The following is a 12,742-nucleotide window of genomic DNA, read 5'->3' on the forward strand; positions in this document are numbered from 1 at the left end:
GGGCTTGCCCCGCGATGGGATCAGCGCAATGTCGCATCTGGAACACTCACAACAGCTTGTGCTCCATCGCGTACTTCACCAACTCCGCCAGCGAAGTCACATTGAGCTTCTGCATCAGCCGCGCCTTGTGGGTGCTGATGGTCTTGTTGCTCAGCGCCAGTTGCTGGGCAATGTCGTTGACGTTAGCGCCTTGGGCCAGGCGCTCGAACACCGAAAACTCGCGCTCCGACAGCAACGAATGCAAGGGCCGGGCATCGGTCAGACCGACCTCGAAAACCATGCGATCAGCCAGGTCCGGATCGATGTAGCGCCCGCCACCCGCCACTCGCCGAATGGCGGTCAGCAGCAGGGCGGGATCGCTGTCCTTGGTTGCATAACCGGCAGCGCCTATCTTCAGCGCTCGCGCCGCCATCTGCGCTTCGTCATGCATTGACAGCACCAGGATCGCCGGTGGGTTGTTCAGCGCACGAATCCGCGGGATTGCCTCCAGACCATTGACCCCGGGCATGGAGATATCCAGCAGCACTACCTCGCAGTCGGTATGACGCAAGGTTTCAAGCAATTGCTCGCCGTTGCCGGCCTCTCCCGCCACCTGCATGTCCTTGGCCAAGCCGATCAACTGCTTGATGCCTTCGCGGACAATGGTGTGGTCTTCGGCAACCAGTACTCGAATCACGCAACGCTCCTAATCCAGGGGGATGGCCACGCTCAGGCTAGTGCCCTCGCCCGGTTCGCTTTCCAAGGTCATGCGGCCGCCCAGCATCAGCACCCGCTCGCGCATGCCGACCAGGCCGAATGAGCTTGGCCGGCTTTGTTCCAGGACAAATCCTGCGCCGTCGTCGATCACCGTCAAGCACAGTGCCTGGGCGTCAAGGCTCAGGCTGATTTGCACAGTATGCGCCTGAGCATGACGCATGACATTGGTCAGCGCCTCCTGCAGGATGCGGAACAGGCCAATGGCCTTGGCATCACTCAAGGGTGGCAGGTTTTCCGGCACATGCACCAGGCAAGGTATCTGCGTACGTGCTTCGAAGCGTCGCGCTTGCCACTCGATGGCCGAAGCGATTCCAGCATCGAGGATCGGCGGGCGCAAGGCGGTGGCCACATCACGCACCAGTTGAAAAAGCTGGGCGATCAGACGCTTCATGCTGCCCAGGCGCTCGTTGAGGCCTGGGTCCAGTTCAGCGTAGGCCAGTTCGCACATGGACGTTTCCAGCTTCAGTACCGTCAGCATCTGTCCCAGTTCATCGTGCACTTCCCGGGCGATACGGGCTTTTTCCTCTTCGCGAACGCTTTCCAGGTGCGCCGACAGTTCACGCAACTGCTCCTGAGAGCGGGCCAACTCCAGCTCGACACGTTTGCTCTGGCTGATATCCCAGACCACCCCGTCCCAGACCACCCGGCCATCCGCCAGGGTACGGGTACTGGCCTTGATATCCGCCCAGCGCTGCTCACCCTTGCGGGTCAGGATGCGCCCTTGCCAGGACCAGTCGCTATCGCTGGCCAGGGCCAGGTCCTGAACCCGGTGGTAATCGGCGCGGTCCTCCGGGTGCACCAGGTTGCGCAGGCCCATGTCCGGATGCTGCAGCGCCACTGGTGTGTAACCCACCAGTGCTTCACTGCCCTCACTGATATAGGGGAACTCCAGTTCGCCTTCCGCCGGGTTGCGCTCAAGACGAAACACCAGGCCCGGTACGTTGCCGGCAATGCCCTTGAGCCGCGCCTCGCTCTCGCGCAGCGCTGCCAGCGCACGCCGACGTTCGGTGACATCGGTGAGAAACACCACCAGGTATTCGGCGTCGCGAAAACGCAGAAAACTCAGCGACACATCCACCGGCAACAGGCTGCCATCAGTACGCAGGCATTGGGTTTCAAAATGCTGGGGGGCTTCATCGCTGGCCCGGGCGCGCTTCCACAGATCAAGCCAACGGTCCATGTGCAGGTTCGGCTCGAAGTCGATCAACGGCCGGTCAATCAGCGCCCCGCTGGCATAGCCCAGCATGCTTTCGGCCGCGCGGTTGGCATAGCGCACATGGCTGTCCCAATTGACCCAGAGAATACCCACAGTGCTCTGGTCGATGGAAAACTGGCTCAGGCGCAACGCTTCTTCACGGGCCTGGCGCTGGGCCAGGGTATCGCGGGTGGCCAACAGGCTGTGTTCGAGCTGATGCAATTGTCGACGCTGCCAGATGACGATGGCCACGCAACTGAGCAGCAGCGCCGCCAGCAGCAGGCCAAGATTCTGCCAAAAGCCCGGTGACTCGCTCAGGCGCGGGTACTTGGGTTCAAGCCAGCGTTGGTGCAGTTGTTCAAGGTCCTTGGCTGCAATCGCCTGCAGGCCCCGCTCAAGCACTGCGGCCAGTTGCGGCCAATCGCGACGCGAGCCGACTCTGAGCAACTGCGGCAGACCGATATCCCCGACCACCACCAGCTCGCTGAACTCACTTTCCCGTGACAGGCGGCTCAATTGCGCCTCATCCACCACGGCAAACCTGGCTTGCTCACTGAGCACCAACTGCAAGGCCTCACGCTCCTGCGGCACACCTTGCAGGTTGAGGTTCGTGTAAGTGGCTCGCAGATAGTCGGCGACGGTGCTGGGCATGCGCACGGCCACCCGGTCGGTGCTGGCCAGCTTTTCCAGGTCCACCGCCACGGCGCCAGAACGCGGCCCGACAATCAGTTGCGGCACCCGCATGTACGGATCACTGAACAACCACAAGCGCAAACTGGCCGGGGTCTGAGTCAGGCCTGGTGCAAGATCGATTTCTCCGGCCTGAAGCGCGTGCTCCAGTGCTGCCTGGTCGGGGAAGTTGCGCCAGGTGAGGTCCAGGCCCAACGAACGGCCGAGCCAGTTCATCAACTCGACATTGACCCCGTAAAGCTGTTGCAGGCGCCGATCGAACTGGGCAAAGGGCGCCTGCAGTACCAGGCCGACCCGCAGGCTGCGATGTTGCTCGAGCCACTGCTGCTGGGCCGGCTCCAGCACAACCTGCGCAGGCGCGACAGTGGAAGCCGCCCACGCGATCAAGGGCGGGCAAAAACAGCCGATAAGTAATAGGCAGCGCAAAAGCTTCATCTGCACTCTCATCAAGGGTAGGACGGCCACCGAGCATGGCCGTCCCGAGCAAATACTATTAGGCTGCCGGTATTAATCTGGCCTGGATCGATCCATGTTCGCACTTTATCGCACGACGCTGCCGGCGTTATGCCTGTCATTGATACTACCTTGTACCGTACAAGCGGCCGCTGGCGAAACGCCAGAGCCTGCTGCAGACATTAAACCTGCCGCCGTCGAGCGTCAGCCTTTGGCCGAACGCAGCCAGGAAGATGCCTTGGCCCTCGAACGCCAAGTCCCTCAAGCCGAACAGCAAACCCTGCAGGCTGGCAGCGACAGTTTCCTGGCCCTGTGGAAACCGGCCAACACCCCCGACCCTGAAGGCGCCCTGATCATTCTTGCCGGCGCGGGAGAGACTGCCGATTGGCCGAAAACCGTCGGCCCACTAAGGCACAAGTTTCCCGATGCAGGATGGCACAGCCTGAGCCTGGCTCAGCCGGACTTGCTCGGCGACAGCCCGCAAGCGCGTGTTGAAGCCGCGCCGGCACCTGCCAAGAAAGCCGAGCAAGGCGAAAGTGCGCCGGTCAAGGACACCCCGGCCAATGCCAATGCCAGCATCGAGCAGGCCACGACGGCCGAGAACGAAACAAGCGAGAGCACCGAGCAGGCCAAGGCCCCGGTAGAGGATGACAAGGCCGATGCCGAACGTATCTTCGCCCGCCTCGATACTGCCGTCGCCTATGCCCAACAACACAATGCCCGCAGCATTGTATTGCTCGGCAACGGCACTGGCGCCTATTGGGCAGCCCGCTACCTGAACGAGCGGCAACCGGCGCAGGTGCAGAAACTGGTGATGGTCGCAGCCCAGACCCCGGCACGCGCCGAACAAGGCCTGGATAGCCTGGCGCCGAGCCTGAAAGTACCCACTGCGGACTTTTTCTACGCGGCCCTGCCTCCGGCAAAACGCGCGGCCGAGCAACGCCTGCAGGCCAGCAAGCGTTTGAAGGACGCCAACTACCGCCAGATCAGCCTGACCGCCATGCCAGGCAACAGCGCAGCGGAACAGGAACAACTGTTCCGCCGCATCCGTGGCTGGCTCAGCCCGCAGCAGCTCGACTAGAAGCCGCGGCGCTTGCGTATGACAGCGTAGGCCTGATGCAGCTCGCGGGTACGTTCTGTTGCCTCGCGAACCTGCGCCGGGCTTGCGCCATTGCCCACCAGCTTGTCCGGGTGGTGGCGGCTGAGCAACCGTCGATAGGCTTGCTTGACCTGCCCGGCTTCGGTATCTGCATCAACCCCGAGCATGCGCAAGGCCTGTGGATAACCCAGAGAGCCGTCGGTGAGTGCCGCCTTTTGCGGTTCATAGTCCAGAGCCAGTGCCTTAACCTTGGCCGACGACCACCCCAGAGCCTGGCCCCACGCCAGTAGCAACTCACGCTCGTGTCGACCGGCCTGGCCATCGGCCCAGACCATGCGCCAACAGGCACGCAAAATGCCTTCGGCGGCATGGGGCTGTTGCTTCAGGCGGCGCAGGTGCGCCCCCAAACGTTCCTTGCCACGCTTGCCTCGATTGAAGGCGGCAATGGCCCGGCGCCTGGCCGGTTCGCTCATTTCCAGACGTTGCATTTCCACTCGCGCTTGCTGGATATGGCCTTCGCCCACCCGCCCGTCGCTCTTGGCCAGGCGCCCGAGCAATACAAACAGTACCTCGTCGTCGCGCATAACCGGCCGCCCGCCCAAGCGCTCGCGCAAGTGCGCCCAACTGTGCAACTGCAAACGGCGGTCCATCGCCTGACCCAGCAACGCCCCCAGCAAAGCCCCTGGAATACTGGCGATGGCAAAGCCTGCCCCGGCACCTATCACTGTGCTCGGCCACAACATGTCAGCGGCGCTCGGCGAGCAGTTGCTCGACTTCGGCCAGGCGTTCCAGAGTGCCAACATCCACCCAGCGCCCGCGGTAATGCTCACCACTGACCTGCCCGGCAGCCATCGCCTGGCGCAGCAGCGGTGCCAGCTTGAACGCCCCGGCCTGGCAATTGGCGAACAATTGCGGGGCCAGCACGGCGATACCGCTGTAGGTCAGGGTATCGGCATCGGCAGCCCCATCACTGACCTGACCTTGCTCCAGAGCAAAATCGCCTTTGCCATGATGGCCAGGGTTATCTACCAGCACCAAGTGGGCTAAGCCATCGATACTCTTCGGCAGGCTAGCGAAGTCGTACTCAGTCCAGATATCGCCGTTGACCAGCAAAAATGGCTCACTCCCCAGCAATGGCAAAGCCTTGAAGATGCCGCCACCGGTCTCCAGTGGCTCGCCTTCGGGCGAGTAGCTGATGCTCAGGCCCCAGCGCGAACCATCGCCCAGATGATCTTCGATCCGCTGCCCAAGCCAGGCATGGTTGATCACTACGTCCTTGAAACCTGCCGCCGCCAGCGCACGCAGGTGATACTCGATAAGCGGCATGCCAGCGACCGGCACCAGCGGTTTTGGGGTGTGCAGAGTCAGTGGACGCATCCGCTCGCCTTTGCCTGCAGCGAGAATCATCGCCTTCATGGACGCGCTCCAGCTGCGGCCTGCAGGCTCTCGATCAGCTCATCGAGTTCGGCCAGCTCCGGACGGCGGCTGATCACTTCATCTATATAGGCAAAGAACCGCGGCACATCGGCCAGATAACGCGGCTTGCCGTCGCGGTGGCAGATGCGTGCGAAGATGCCGATGACCTTGAGGTGGCGCTGCACGCCCATCAAGTCGCTGGCGCGGTGGAAATCTTCGAAATCGGCCTGCACCGGGATGCCCTTGGCCTGGGAGCGCTGCCAGTAATCCTTCAGCCAGCCTTGTACCCGTGCCTGCGGCCAGCTCAGGAAAGCGTCCTTGAACAGGCAGGTGATGTCATAGGTGACTGGCCCGTATACGGCATCCTGGAAATCCAGCACGCCGGGGTTCGGCTCACTGTCCATCAGGTTGCGTGGCATATAGTCGCGGTGCACCAGCACCTTCGGCTGAGCCAGGGCGCTGTCGATCAGCAGGCTGCTGATGCGCTGCCAGGCGGCCAGTTGCGCGTCGGTAAAGCCCAGGCCCAGTTCGCGGCCCACGTACCATTCGGGAAACAGCTCGAGTTCGCGGCGCAGCAACGCGACGTCGTAGCTGGGCAACAGCGCGTTCATCGGCAACTGCTGGAAGGCCAGCAGCGCTTCAATGGCGTCGTTGAACAGGACATCGGCGTTGTCTGCGTTGATCACATCGAGGTAGGTCTGGGTGCCCAGGTCACTGAGCAGCAGGAAACCACGCGCAAGGTCCTGGGCATGAATGACCGGAACATTGACCTTTGCACTGGCCAGCAAGTGAGCAATGTCCACGAACGGCCGGCAGTTTTCCTGTGGCGGTGGCGCATCCATGACAATAAAACTGTGGCCTTCGGCCTGCCAGCGAAAGTAGCGGCGAAAGCTCGCATCGCTGCTGGCGGCGGTCAGGCTACCCGCAGGAACCGTGCCCCAGCCCTGTTCATTGAACAGATTTGCCAGCTGCTCGGCGAGCCAGACTTCCAGGTGTTGCAAGCGTACATCGTGATCGGGCATTACAAGGGTCTCCGACGGCCCTAGCCGTCAAGCGGGTCATGCTTTATTATCCAGCATCTTTTTCAGACCATCGAGAGGCGTGCGGCCCCACACGCGGGCAGATGGCACGCAGGAAGCCCGGACTAATAAGATGGCATTGAAATCCCCCGCGTTTCGTAAAAAATTCCCGTTGCTGGTCACCGGCGGTTTGCTGGCGATGCAACCTCTGGCCACCCCATACGTGGTTGCCGCTGAGCAGTTCGACTGCCAAGTGTCTGCTGCCGGAGGCTGGGACTGCAAGCCCAAAACCCCTGCCGCCGCATTGCCGCCGCGCCCGGTGCACGTCGGTGCTGCCGCCAGTTCGTCCGGCGAAACGCCAACCGGCTCCGCCGAAGTCGCCCAGGAACAGGCTCAAGGTCCTGTGCTGGTCACCGAAGCCGAAGGTCGTGTGTTGAAATCGCGCAGCCCCGATGCCAGCCACCTGGACTGGGTGCCGCGTGATCAGCTCACCCCGGCCCAGCTCGCCGAAACCGGGCCATATTGCGCCGGTGCCTACATCGAGCCGACCCGTCCGGGCATGACCGATACCACGCCCAAAGACGAATCGCCGACCTTCATCGGTGCCAAGGTCTCGCGCTACCAGCAGGAGCAGCAGATTGCCACCCTCGCCGGTGACGTGGTCATGCGCCAGGGCAGCATGCAGGTCGAAGCCGACGAGGCCAATCTGTATCAGGCCGAGAACCGTGGCGAGTTGAGCGGCAACGTGAAGATTCGCGACAACGGCTCGCTGGTCGTGGGCGACCATGCCGACATCCAGCTCGACACCGGTGAAGCCAAGGTCGACAACGCCGAATACGTGATGCACAAATCGCGCATCCGCGGCAGCGCCCTTTACGCCAAGCGTGCTGAGAACGCCATCATCCGCCTCAAGGATGGTACCTACACCACCTGTGAGCCGAACAGCAACGCCTGGCAGCTCAAAGGCAACAACATTACCCTGAACCCGGCCACCGGGTTCGGTACCGCGACCAACGTCACCCTGCGGGTCAAGGATGTGCCGGTGTTCTACACACCGTATATCTACTTCCCGATCGATGACCGTCGCCAGTCCGGCTTCCTGCCGCCGTCGTTCAGCACCAGCAGCGATACCGGCTTCATGCTGGTCACGCCGTACTACTTCAACCTGGCGCCGAACTACGACGCCACCTTGTACCCACGCTACATGGCCAAGCGCGGCATGTTGATGGAAGGCGAGTTCCGCTACCTGACCAAGTCCAGCGAAGGGCAGTTTGGTGGTGCTTACCTGAACGACAAGGACGATGACCGTAAGCTGCAGACGGACTACAAAGATCAGCGCTGGATGGTCAACTGGCAGCACAAGGGTGGCCTGGATGAGCGCCTGATGACTGAAGTCGATTACACCGACATCAGCGATCCGTTCTACTTCCAGGATCTGGAGTCGGATCAGATTGGTGTTGAAAGCCGTGATTTCATCAACCAGCAGGGTAAGCTCACTTGGCGCGGCGACGACTACACGGCTGGACTGAATGTTCAATCATTTGAGCTGGCGACCATTTCCCAGATTACACCGTATGATCGCTTGCCGCAGATCACCTTTAGCGGCCTATTGCCATACCATCCGGGTGGCCTGAATTTTTCTTACGCAACCGAAGCAGTCAGGTTTGATCGAGACCTAGACAGTGGGTTTGTAAAGAATAAAGACGGCGAACTGGACACAAGCGTCAATGCGTCTGGGCGGAGCATCGACTACAACGTCGCCGGCCTCGCACGCGCGAATGGCACCCGGCTGCATGTCGAGCCCTCCGTGAGCCTACCTATGACTTGGAGCTATGCGTTCCTCGTCCCGTCCGTCAAGTACGCTTACACGAACTACGACCTCGACCTCGATCAACGTGGCAAGAATACTTTGCTTGCTGATGAGACGTTCCGAAGTTCACAAAACCGCGACGTGCCGATTTTCAGCGTCGATAGCGGCCTGTACTTTGATCGTAGTACCCAATGGTTTGGCAAGAACTACAAGCAGACGCTGGAACCACGCTTGTATTACTTGAACGTGCCTTATAAAGATCAGACTGATATTCCGATCTTTGATACCAGCGAGTCTCTGTTCAATTACGCCTCGTTGTTCCGCGACAACCGCTTCAGCGGCAATGATCGCATCGGTGATGAGAATAAGTTGTCTCTCGGCGTAACCAACCGCTGGATCGAAGAGAATGGCTTCGAACGCCAACGCTTCAGTATTGGTCAAGCCTATTACTTTAAGGACCGTAAGGTTCAACTGCCTGGTATCGCTTACAAGGACCGCCAGGACGCACAGTCGGATGTGTCCCCGTACGCTCTCGAGTACGAGTACCGCTTCAACCGCGACTGGCGCTTCAACTCCGACTTCAACTGGGATCCGGACAGCCGCAGCACCCGTTCGGGCAGCGCCATGTTCCACTACCAGCCTGAAGACAACGTCAACAAGGTGGTCAACCTCGGTTACCGCTACCGCAATGACATGGTCACCTACAACACCACCACCGGCCGCTGGCAAGTGGGTGGCGGGGACTATGGCAAGCCGGGCGACGATAACTATGTGAAGGACTACTACAAAATCCAACAACATGACTTCTCGGTCATGTGGCCGATCGTTCCACAGTGGACCGCGATTGCACGCTGGCAGCACGACTACAACCGCAACCGTACCCTGGAAGCCTTCGGTGGTTTCGAATATGACAACTGCTGCTGGAAGCTACGTCTGATCAACCGTTACTGGATTGATTACGACGACTTTAGCCAGGCAACTCCACAAAACGAAAAAGGCGACCACGGCGTCTTCCTGCAGATTGTGCTGAAAGGCCTCGGCGGCGTAGTGGGCAATAAGGTCGAGTCTTTCCTCGACAAGGGCATTCAAGGTTATCGTACTCGTGAAGACCAAGCTTACTGATTGTCTGCGCCCGCTGTTGCTGGGCGCAGTATTGCTGGGCGGCGCGGCGCATGCCGCCCCGCAACCTCTGGACAGCGTTGTGGCCATCGTCGATAACGACGTGGTGATGAAAAGCCAGCTGGACAGCCGCGTGCGTGAAGTCCAGCAGACCATCGCCAAGCGTGGTGGCGGCGCGCCGCCCGCCGGCGCGCTGGAGCAACAGGTGCTCGAGCGCCTGATCGTCGAAAACCTGCAACTGCAGATCGGCGACCGCTCAGGCATCCGCATCACTGACGAAGAGCTGAACCAGGCCATCGGCACCATTGCCCAGCGCAATGGCATGAGCCTGGAGCAGTTCCGCGCGGCCCTGGCACGTGACGGCCTGTCGTATGACGATGCCCGCGAGCAGGTGCGTCGCGAGATGATCATCAGCCGCGTGCGTCAGCGCCGAGTCGCCGAACGCATCCAGGTTTCGGAGCAGGAAGTGAAGAACTTCCTTGCCTCGGAGCAGGGCCAGATGCAATTGTCGGAAGAATGGCGACTGGCCAATATTCTGATCCCGACCCCGGAGAGCGCCAACTCGACGCAGATCCAGGCGGCGGCCCAGAAAGCCGGCGAGGTGTACTCGAAACTGAGGAGCGGCGCTGACTTCGCTCGGATGGCAATCGAAAACTCCGCCAGCGAAAACGCCCTGGAAGGCGGCGAAATGGGCTGGCGCAAAGCCGGTCAGCTGCCACCTGACTTCGCCAGGATGCTCAGCAGCCTGAGCGTCGGCGAGATTACTCAACCGCTGCGTATTCCTACCGGTTTCATCATCATCAAGATGCAGGAAAAGCGCGGTGGTAGCGAAGCGATGATGCGCGACGAAGTACATGTGCGCCACATCCTGATCAAGCCGAGCGAAATCCGTAGCGAAGCGGCGACCAAGGAACTGGCCCAACGGCTCTACGACCGCATCCAGAATGGCGAAGACTTCGCTGAACTGGCGAAGAGTTTCTCCGAGGATCCAGGTTCAGCCCTCAATGGTGGCGATTTGAACTGGGTCGATCCAAGCGCCCTGGTACCCGAATTCCGCGAGCAGATGGCCAACGCCCAACAAGGTGTGGTGACCAAGCCATTCCAAACTCAGTACGGCTGGCACGTCCTAGAAGTGATGGGCCGTCGCGCCACCGACAGCACCGAACAAGCCCGCGAGCAACAAGCGATGAACGTGCTGCGTAACCGCAAGTACGACGAAGAGCTGCAGACCTGGCTGCGTCAGATCCGTGACGAAGCTTATGTCGAAATCAAACTTCCTGGCGTCGATCAGGCCGCGCAGTGAAACCTCAGCGCTTCGCCCTCACACCCGGCGAGCCAGCCGGCATAGGTCCCGACCTGTGCCTGCTGCTCGCCGCGCAAGCCCAGCCGCACCCCCTGATTGCCATTACCAGCCGTGACCTGCTCGCCGAGCGGGCCACGCAGCTGGGCGTGGCAGTCACGCTGCTACCCGTCAGTCTCGACGCGCTCCCCGACCAGCCTGCACCAGCAGGCAGCTTGTACGTCTGGGATACGCCGCTGCACAAACCGGTGGTAGCGGGTCAGCTGGACAAGGCCAACGCCGCGTTCGTGCTGGACACCCTGACCCGTGCCGGGCAAGGCTGCCTGGACGGGCATTTCGCCGGAATGATTACCGCCCCAGTGCACAAGGGCGTGATCAACGAAAGCGGCATCGCCTTCTCTGGCCATACCGAGTTCCTCGCCGACCTGACCAGCACCGCGCAAGTGGTGATGATGCTCGCGACCCGCGGCCTGCGCGTGGCCCTGGTGACCACTCACCTGCCCCTGCGCGAGGTTGCCGACGCCATCACCAGCGAGCGCCTGGAGCGTGTCACGCGGATCCTGCATGCCGACCTGCAACACAAGTTCGGTATTGCCAACCCGCGCATCCTGGTCTGCGGCCTCAACCCGCATGCCGGCGAAGGTGGCCATCTGGGCTTTGAAGAAATAGACACTATCGAACCAACATTGGCGCGCTTGCGCCGCGAAGGCATGGACCTTCGCGGCCCGTTGCCCGCCGACACCCTGTTTACCCCCAAATATCTGGAGCACTGCGATGCAGTGCTGGCGATGTACCACGACCAGGGCTTGCCCGTGCTCAAGTACAAAGGCTTCGGCGCTGCGGTCAACGTGACCCTGGGCCTGCCGATCATCCGCACTTCGGTCGACCACGGCACCGCCCTGGACCTGGCCGGCAGCGGCAAGATCGACACCGGCAGCCTGCAAGTCGCCCTGGAAACCGCCTACCAGATGGCCGAGACCCGAAAATGACCGAGCAATACCAACACAAGGCGCGCAAGCGCTTTGGCCAAAACTTCCTGCACGACGCCGGGGTCATCGACCGCATCCTGCGCTCGATCCACGCCAAGGCCGGCGAACGCATGCTGGAGATCGGCCCAGGCCAAGGCGCCCTGACGTCCGGCCTGCTGGCCAGCGGCGCACAGCTGGACGTGGTCGAGCTGGACAAGGACCTGGTACCGATCCTCAACCAGCAGTTCGCTGGCCGCGACAACTTCCGCCTGCACCAAGGCGATGCACTGAAGTTCGACTTCAACACCCTCGGCGCAGCACCCAACAGCCTGCGCGTGGTCGGCAACCTGCCGTACAACATCTCCACCCCGCTGATCTTCCACCTGCTGGCCAATGCCGAGCTGATCCGCGACATGCACTTCATGCTGCAGAAGGAAGTGGTCGAGCGCTTGGCCGCAGGCCCGGGCGGTGGTGACTGGGGCCGTCTGTCGATCATGGTGCAGTACCATTGCCGGGTGGAACACCTGTTCAACGTTGGCCCAGGCGCGTTCAACCCGCCGCCCAAGGTCGATTCGGCAATCGTACGTCTGGTCCCGCACCAGACCCTGCCGTTCCCGGCCAAGGACCATCGCCTGCTGGAACGCGTCGTTCGCGAAGCCTTCAACCAGCGTCGCAAGACCCTGCGCAACACCCTCAAGGCCCTGCTCAGCAGCGAAGCCATCGAAGCCGCCGGCGTCGATGGCAGCCTGCGCCCGGAGCAACTGGACCTCGCCGCGTTCGTGCGCCTGGCCGACAAGCTGGCCGAGCAACAGGGCGCAGCGTAAGCCTGCCCAAGGCCAGTCATGCCCGCATGACTGGCCTGCCACCCCGCTGATAGCCTAGACTGACGCCATCGCCGTATCCGCGTCTGTTGCCAA

At 61.6% G+C, this 12,742-nt stretch carries 10 protein-coding genes; 5 read left to right on the forward strand and 5 right to left on the reverse strand.

Going from position 1 to position 12,742, the window contains the following annotated elements; translation table 11 throughout:
- Nucleotides 1-46 precede the first annotated feature (46 nt).
- The gene (locus tag M5G17_RS24995; protein ID WP_273895539.1) at nt 47-676 is read right to left on the reverse strand and encodes a response regulator; all 630 of its coding nucleotides are present in this window, start codon (nt 674-676) and stop codon (nt 47-49) included.
- 9 nt (nt 677-685) lie between these two features.
- Nucleotides 686-3,076, reverse strand: coding sequence for a PAS domain-containing sensor histidine kinase (locus M5G17_RS25000; RefSeq protein WP_273895540.1), 2,391 nt, complete (start codon nt 3,074-3,076; stop codon nt 686-688).
- A gap of 94 nt (nt 3,077-3,170) precedes the next feature.
- Between M5G17_RS25000 and M5G17_RS25005 the strand changes: the two genes are divergently transcribed.
- Nucleotides 3,171-4,175, forward strand: coding sequence for an alpha/beta hydrolase family protein (locus M5G17_RS25005; protein ID WP_273895541.1), 1,005 nt, complete (start codon nt 3,171-3,173; stop codon nt 4,173-4,175).
- Here M5G17_RS25005 and M5G17_RS25010 read toward each other — a convergent pair.
- Genes M5G17_RS25010 through M5G17_RS25020 form a run of 3 tightly spaced genes read right to left on the reverse strand, consistent with a single transcriptional unit; the run spans nt 4,172 to nt 6,631 of the window.
- Nucleotides 4,172-4,936 (reverse strand): TerB family tellurite resistance protein, encoded by a 765-nt coding sequence (locus M5G17_RS25010; RefSeq protein WP_273895596.1) that lies wholly within the window; start codon nt 4,934-4,936, stop codon nt 4,172-4,174. The genes M5G17_RS25005 and M5G17_RS25010 overlap by 4 nt on opposite strands.
- Nucleotide 4,937: 1 nt before the next feature.
- Nucleotides 4,938-5,609 carry an N-acetylmuramate alpha-1-phosphate uridylyltransferase MurU gene (gene murU, locus M5G17_RS25015; protein ID WP_273895542.1) on the reverse strand — a complete coding sequence of 224 codons (672 nt, stop codon included), beginning with the start codon at nt 5,607-5,609 and terminating at the stop codon, nt 4,938-4,940.
- Nucleotides 5,606-6,631, reverse strand: a complete 1,026-nt coding sequence (locus M5G17_RS25020) for an aminoglycoside phosphotransferase family protein (protein WP_273895544.1) — start codon at nt 6,629-6,631, stop codon at nt 5,606-5,608. Before M5G17_RS25020 ends, murU begins: the two co-directional genes overlap by 4 nt.
- A 130-nt stretch (nt 6,632-6,761) precedes the next feature.
- On the opposite strand from M5G17_RS25020, the gene M5G17_RS25025 reads away from it, so the two are divergent.
- Genes M5G17_RS25025 through rsmA form a run of 4 tightly spaced genes read left to right on the forward strand, consistent with a single transcriptional unit; the run spans nt 6,762 to nt 12,649 of the window.
- Nucleotides 6,762-9,560, forward strand: coding sequence for an LPS-assembly protein LptD (locus tag M5G17_RS25025; RefSeq protein ID WP_273895545.1), 2,799 nt, complete (start codon nt 6,762-6,764; stop codon nt 9,558-9,560).
- Complete coding sequence (locus tag M5G17_RS25030) at nt 9,541-10,860, forward strand: peptidylprolyl isomerase (RefSeq protein ID WP_273895547.1); 1,320 nt, start codon at nt 9,541-9,543, stop codon at nt 10,858-10,860. The genes M5G17_RS25025 and M5G17_RS25030 overlap by 20 nt, the downstream gene beginning before the upstream one ends.
- Entirely contained in the window at nt 10,857-11,846 is a 990-nt protein-coding gene (gene pdxA, locus M5G17_RS25035) for a 4-hydroxythreonine-4-phosphate dehydrogenase PdxA (protein WP_273895550.1), read from the forward strand. The genes M5G17_RS25030 and pdxA overlap by 4 nt, the downstream gene beginning before the upstream one ends.
- Nucleotides 11,843-12,649: a 16S rRNA (adenine(1518)-N(6)/adenine(1519)-N(6))-dimethyltransferase RsmA gene (gene rsmA, locus M5G17_RS25040; RefSeq protein WP_273895552.1), complete on the forward strand. Its 807-nt coding sequence runs from the start codon at nt 11,843-11,845 to the stop codon at nt 12,647-12,649. The genes pdxA and rsmA overlap by 4 nt, the downstream gene beginning before the upstream one ends.
- The last annotated feature ends 93 nt before the right edge of the window (nt 12,650-12,742 follow it).

The organism is Pseudomonas rubra, assembly GCF_028656935.1.
GTDB lineage: Bacteria > Pseudomonadota > Gammaproteobacteria > Pseudomonadales > Pseudomonadaceae > Aquipseudomonas > Aquipseudomonas rubra.

Excerpts from the sequence above, each read along its gene's own strand:
- M5G17_RS25000 (WP_273895540.1), bottom strand. The coding sequence starts at position 3,076 with ATGAAGCTTTTGCGCTGCCTATTACTTATCGGCTGTTTTTGCCCGCCC.
- M5G17_RS25005 (WP_273895541.1), top strand. The coding sequence starts at position 3,171 with ATGTTCGCACTTTATCGCACGACGCTGCCGGCGTTATGCCTGTCATTG.
- M5G17_RS25010 (WP_273895596.1), bottom strand. The coding sequence starts at position 4,936 with ATGTTGTGGCCGAGCACAGTGATAGGTGCCGGGGCAGGCTTTGCCATC.
- murU (WP_273895542.1), bottom strand. The coding sequence starts at position 5,609 with ATGAAGGCGATGATTCTCGCTGCAGGCAAAGGCGAGCGGATGCGTCCA.
- M5G17_RS25020 (WP_273895544.1), bottom strand. The coding sequence starts at position 6,631 with ATGCCCGATCACGATGTACGCTTGCAACACCTGGAAGTCTGGCTCGCC.
- M5G17_RS25025 (WP_273895545.1), top strand. The coding sequence starts at position 6,762 with ATGGCATTGAAATCCCCCGCGTTTCGTAAAAAATTCCCGTTGCTGGTC.
- rsmA (WP_273895552.1), top strand. The coding sequence starts at position 11,843 with ATGACCGAGCAATACCAACACAAGGCGCGCAAGCGCTTTGGCCAAAAC.